This is a genomic window from Mycobacterium sp. TH-M82 (assembly GCF_057473605.1).
This window is the reverse complement of record NZ_JBYCKY010000004.1, coordinates 1-4,506: the sequence shown is the minus strand read 5'-3', so window position 1 is coordinate 4,506 and position 4,506 is coordinate 1. Positions and strand designations below refer to the sequence as shown.

Genomic DNA, 4,506 nt, shown 5'->3' with positions numbered 1-4,506 from the left:
GCCCACATCTGGTGCTGGCCCACCCCGGCGACGTAGATCGCGTCGGGCCCGGCGAGACGACCCAAGGTGGAGATGACGTATTCGGGGCTCAGGCTGCCGTCACTTTGCGGCCCGTAACTCAACGGGTAGGTGGCCTGCACGTCGCGCAGGTAGGCCCACCATTCGTCCAGGACGAGTTCGCCGGGCACCTGATCGCGACGGAGTGCGTCGATGAGATCGGTGATGACGGCCTTGACGTCGCCGACGATGGGCACGTCGGCGTGCCGGTTCTTGCCGATCTCGGCCGGGTCGATGTCGGCGTGGATCACTTTGGCGTCGGGGGCGAACGAATCCAGCCGGCCGGTGACCCGATCATCGAAGCGGGCACCCAGTGCGATCAGCAGATCGGCCCGCTGCAGCCCGGCCACCGCCGCCACGGTGCCGTGCATGCCCGGCATTCCCAGGTGCTGGGGGTGGCTGTCCGGGAATGCACCACGCGCCATCAGCGTGGTGACCACCGGGATGCCGGTCAGCTCGGCCAGTTCGCGCAGCTGCTCGCATGCCTGGCCGCGGATGACCCCGCCACCCACGTAGAGCACCGGCCTGCGGGCGGCCGCGATCAGTTTGGCGGCCTCATGGACCTGCCGGTTGTGTGGTTTGGTGTTCGGCTTGTAGCCCGGCAGCTCCAGGCGCGGCGGCCAGGCAAACGTGCACGGGCCCTGCAGCACGTCCTTGGGAATGTCGACCAGCACCACGCCGGGGCGGCCGGTGGCGGCGATGTGGAAAGCCTCGGCCAGCACCCGCGCGATATCGTTGCCGTTGCGGACCAGGTAATTGTGTTTGGTGACCGGCATGGTGATGCCGGATATGTCGGCCTCCTGGAAGGCGTCGGTACCGATCAGCGACCGGCCCACCTGCCCGGTGATAGCGACGACCGGGATAGAGTCCATCTGCGCGTCGGCCAGTGCGGTGACCAAGTTGGTGGCGCCGGGGCCCGAAGTGGCCATGCACACCCCGACGTGGCCGGTGGCGTGCGCGTAGCCGCTGGCGGCGTGCCCGGCGCCCTGCTCGTGGCGGACCAGCACGTGGCGCAGCTTCTTCGAGTCGAACAGCGGGTCGTAGACCGGCAGCACCGCACCACCCGGGATGCCGAAGATGACGTCGACGTCCAGTTCCTCCAACGACCGGACCACCGACTGAGCTCCGGTGAGTTGCTGCGGCGCAATGTGTTTGGGCCGCACACTGGACTGGGCGACAGCCGCGGCGTTGGCGCGCCCACGGGTACCGGACGGCGCCGGCCGACCAGGCGGCCGGGTGGTGGGTGCGCTCACCATATCCTCTTCACGATCCTCTTCACGATCCTCTTCACGGTGCCGAATGGTGGCAAACAAAAACCCCCGTCAGCTCTGCTGCTGCCCGAGGGTTGCGCGTTGATCCCCGAATACTAGTCAGCAGCCACCAACGCGCCGACCAAGTACTACCAGCATTCCACGGCTGTCCATAATGTTCGACGCTAGCCTCCGCACAGGTCAACCGTCAAATTTCAGGTAGCCCGCCTGAGATCCTTGAGATTGCACACACGGTCGCAATTTCCGTCGACGCACAGCCCTGGGTGCAATCTCAACGCGTCACGCCAGCGGGTTCGCGCCGTTGAGCAGAACCCACAGGGCGACACCGCCGCCGACACCGAGCAGCAACACCAAGAATGAGCCGATGAACGGCCGCCGAGACCAGCCGCGACCGGCGTCGAACGCGTAGCGACCCGGCCCGGCCAGCACGATGGCGAGCGCCACGCCGACCAGCATGAATGGGTACTCCCGGCCGTCGGCCAGGAAGTAGGCCAACCGGTCTTCGGTCTGCGCCGAAACGCCGGCCAGCGCGCCGTTGATCAGATAGGCCAGCGCCCCTGCCGCCGCCAGCGGGGTGAACAACCCCAGCACCAACAGCACCCCGGCGACGATCTGACCGCCGGCGCCGGCAAGGGCGAGGATATCGGCGTGCTGGTAGCCGGCGTCCGACAGCGAGTTCTTGAACCCGGTCAAGCCGTGGCCACCCCACCAGCCGAACAGCTTCTGCAACCCGTGGGCGACCAGCGGCACGCCCAGGCCCACCCGTAGGATCAACAGACCCAGGTCTTGGGTTCCGCGCCGGTCAGCGGCCCCAAAAGGCCGGTCAGCATCAGCATCGTCCGTGTCGCCGGCCGCCTGCGCCCAAGGCCGACCGCCGTAGGACGGCTGGACATAGGGCAACGGTTCCGGGTCGCCGAGCAGGCCGTATCCGGTGCCCACGGCATAGGAGCTGGGTGAGTTGGTGGAGTCGTAGGGCGGGATGGTGGTCGTTTCGAAGTCACCGGTGTAGGTGGCCGACGGGAGGTCATCCTCCGGATCCACCAGGCGTGCCGCCGAACCGGACCGTGCTTGGTCGGACGCCGCCGAATCGTCCGGACGCCGCCAGCGCGAGTCCGCAGATTGACTGGTCACCCTGCCAGGGTAAGGGCAATCACGCACGGATTGGGGATTTGGACGCTTCCGTGACCGAACCGATCCGTGCATGTTGCCCGCTGTACCTCGCCGCGCCGCGCCGGCAAGCCGTCCTGGCGGACTCGGCGGTGGTGTCCGTAACCTGACGGGATGCGGATGCAGCGGATATATAGGCCGGTTCACCGGGTCGCTGTCGCGCTGTGCACCACACTGCTCGTTGTGACCGGCTGTGCGCAGTTCAACGACGCACAGTCGCAGCCGTTCACCACCCAGCCGAGATTCGGCCGGCTGCCCACCTCGACACCTCCGCCGCCACCGCCGCTGCCTGCCAAGCCGTTTCCCAAGGCGTGCCCGGCGCCCGGAGTGATGCAGGGCTGTCTGGAGAGCACCAGCGGCCTGATCATGCTCCCGGACAACAAGTCGGCGCTGGTCGCCGAACGCACCACTGGGGCGGTCAAAGAGGTTTCGGTCAGCGCCGAACCCAAGGTCAAGACCGTCTTCGGGGTCGACCCGTCCGGCGACGGCGGATTGATGGACATCGTGCTGTCGCCCACCTATTCGCAGGACCGGCTGATGTACGCCTACATCAGCACCGCCACCGACAACCGGGTCGTCCGGATCGCCGAAGGTGACGTACCCAAGAACATCCTGACCGGGATGCCCAAGGGCGTGACCGGCAATACCGGTGCGTTGCTCTTCACCAGCCCAACCACACTGGTGGTGCTCACCGGCGATGCCGGGGATCCCGGGGCGGCGGCCGATCCCCGATCCCGCGCCGGCAAGGTGCTGCGCATCGAGCAACCGACGACCATCGATCAGGCGCCCCCCACCACCGCACTGACCGGAGTGGGGTCCGGCGGCGGTCTCTGCGTCGACCACGTCGACGGATCGCTCTACGTGGCCGACCGAACCCCCAGCGCCGACCGACTGCAGCGCATCACCAAGGACTCCCGCGTCTCGACGGTGTGGACGTGGCCGGATAAACCCGGGGTGGCCGGCTGCGCGGCAATGGACGGCACCGTACTGGTCAACCTCGTCAATACCGAGCAGACCGTGGCGGTGCGGCTCGCGCCCGGAACCGGTGCGGTCACCAGCGAGCCCGAGGTGGTGCGCCAGGACACCCACGGACACGTCTGGGCGGTGCGGATGTCACCGGACGGCAACGTCTGGGGCGGGACGATCAACAGGACCGCCGGGGACGCCGGAAAACTTGACGACGTGGTGTTCCCGCTGTTCCCGTCCGGCGGCTTCCCGCGCAGCAACGACGACAAGACGTAGCAGTCTCTCCTCGCGTCAGCGACCTGGCCCGCACCCGCAGGCCACCAGCACCAGCTCGCGTACCCGGGCAGCGTCGGCCTGGCCCCTGGTGGCCTTCATGACCGCACCCACGATGGCACCGGCAGCGGCAACCTTGCCGCCCCGGATCTTTTCGGCCACCTCCGGATCGGCGGCGAGCGCCTCATCGATCGCGGCCTGGATCAGCGAGTCGTCACGGACCAGCACCAGCCCGCGGTCGGCCATCACCTGTTCGGGTTCGCCCTCCCCGGCCAATACGCCCTCGACCACCTGGCGGGCCAGCTTGTTGCTCAACTTGCCCGCATCGACCAACGCCACCACCGCGGCAACCTGCTTCGGGGTGATCGCCAGCGCGTCGAGTTCGACCCCCGCCTCGTTGGCCTTCTGCACCAGGAAGTTCCCCCACCAGGCCCGGGCCGCCTCACTGGGGGCGCCCCGGTCGACGGTCGCGGCACCCAGCTCCACCGCGCCGGCGTTGACCAGATCACGCATCACCTCATCGGAGATCCCCCCTTCGGCCGGACTCCGCTTGCGCGCCAACCACGGCAGCTCCGGAATAGTGCCCCGCAGCCGCTCGACGAGCTCGCGGCTGGGCGCGACCGGCCCCAGGTCGGGCTCGGGGAAATACCGGTAGTCCTCGGCGGTCTCCTTGGTGCGGCCGGGGCTGGTGTAGCCGGCCTCGTGAAAGTGCCTGGTCTCCTGGGTGACCCGGCCTCCCGCGGACAAAACCGCGGCTTGACGGCGCATCTCG

Annotated in this window: 4 protein-coding genes; 1 reads left to right on the top strand and 3 read right to left on the bottom strand. The window is 68.3% G+C overall.

From position 1 onward, the window contains the following. Both ilvB and AC2VON_RS00055 read right to left on the bottom strand, forming a co-directional pair. A partial coding sequence (gene ilvB / locus AC2VON_RS00060; RefSeq protein ID WP_486951110.1) for a biosynthetic-type acetolactate synthase large subunit occupies positions 1-1,310 on the bottom strand: 1,310 nt, incomplete at its 3' end. A gap of 297 nt (positions 1,311-1,607) precedes the next feature. After that, positions 1,608-2,459, bottom strand: a complete 852-nt coding sequence (locus AC2VON_RS00055; RefSeq protein WP_486951109.1) for a DoxX family protein — start codon at positions 2,457-2,459, stop codon at positions 1,608-1,610. 156 nt (positions 2,460-2,615) lie between these two features. On the opposite strand from AC2VON_RS00055, the gene AC2VON_RS00050 reads away from it, so the two are divergent. Beyond that, entirely contained in the window at positions 2,616-3,737 is a 1,122-nt protein-coding gene (locus AC2VON_RS00050) for a PQQ-dependent sugar dehydrogenase (protein ID WP_486951111.1), read from the top strand. Positions 3,738-3,752: 15 nt separating this feature from the next. On the opposite strand, the gene AC2VON_RS00045 is transcribed toward AC2VON_RS00050, so the two are convergent. Further along, the coding region (locus AC2VON_RS00045; protein WP_486951108.1) for an Asp-tRNA(Asn)/Glu-tRNA(Gln) amidotransferase subunit GatB at positions 3,753-4,506 on the bottom strand (754 nt) is incomplete at its 5' end.

Bases quoted from the DNA above. Each gene is read 5' to 3' on its own strand.
- AC2VON_RS00050 (WP_486951111.1), top strand. From the start codon at position 2,616: ATGCAGCGGATATATAGGCCGGTTCACCGGGTCGCTGTCGCGCTGTGC.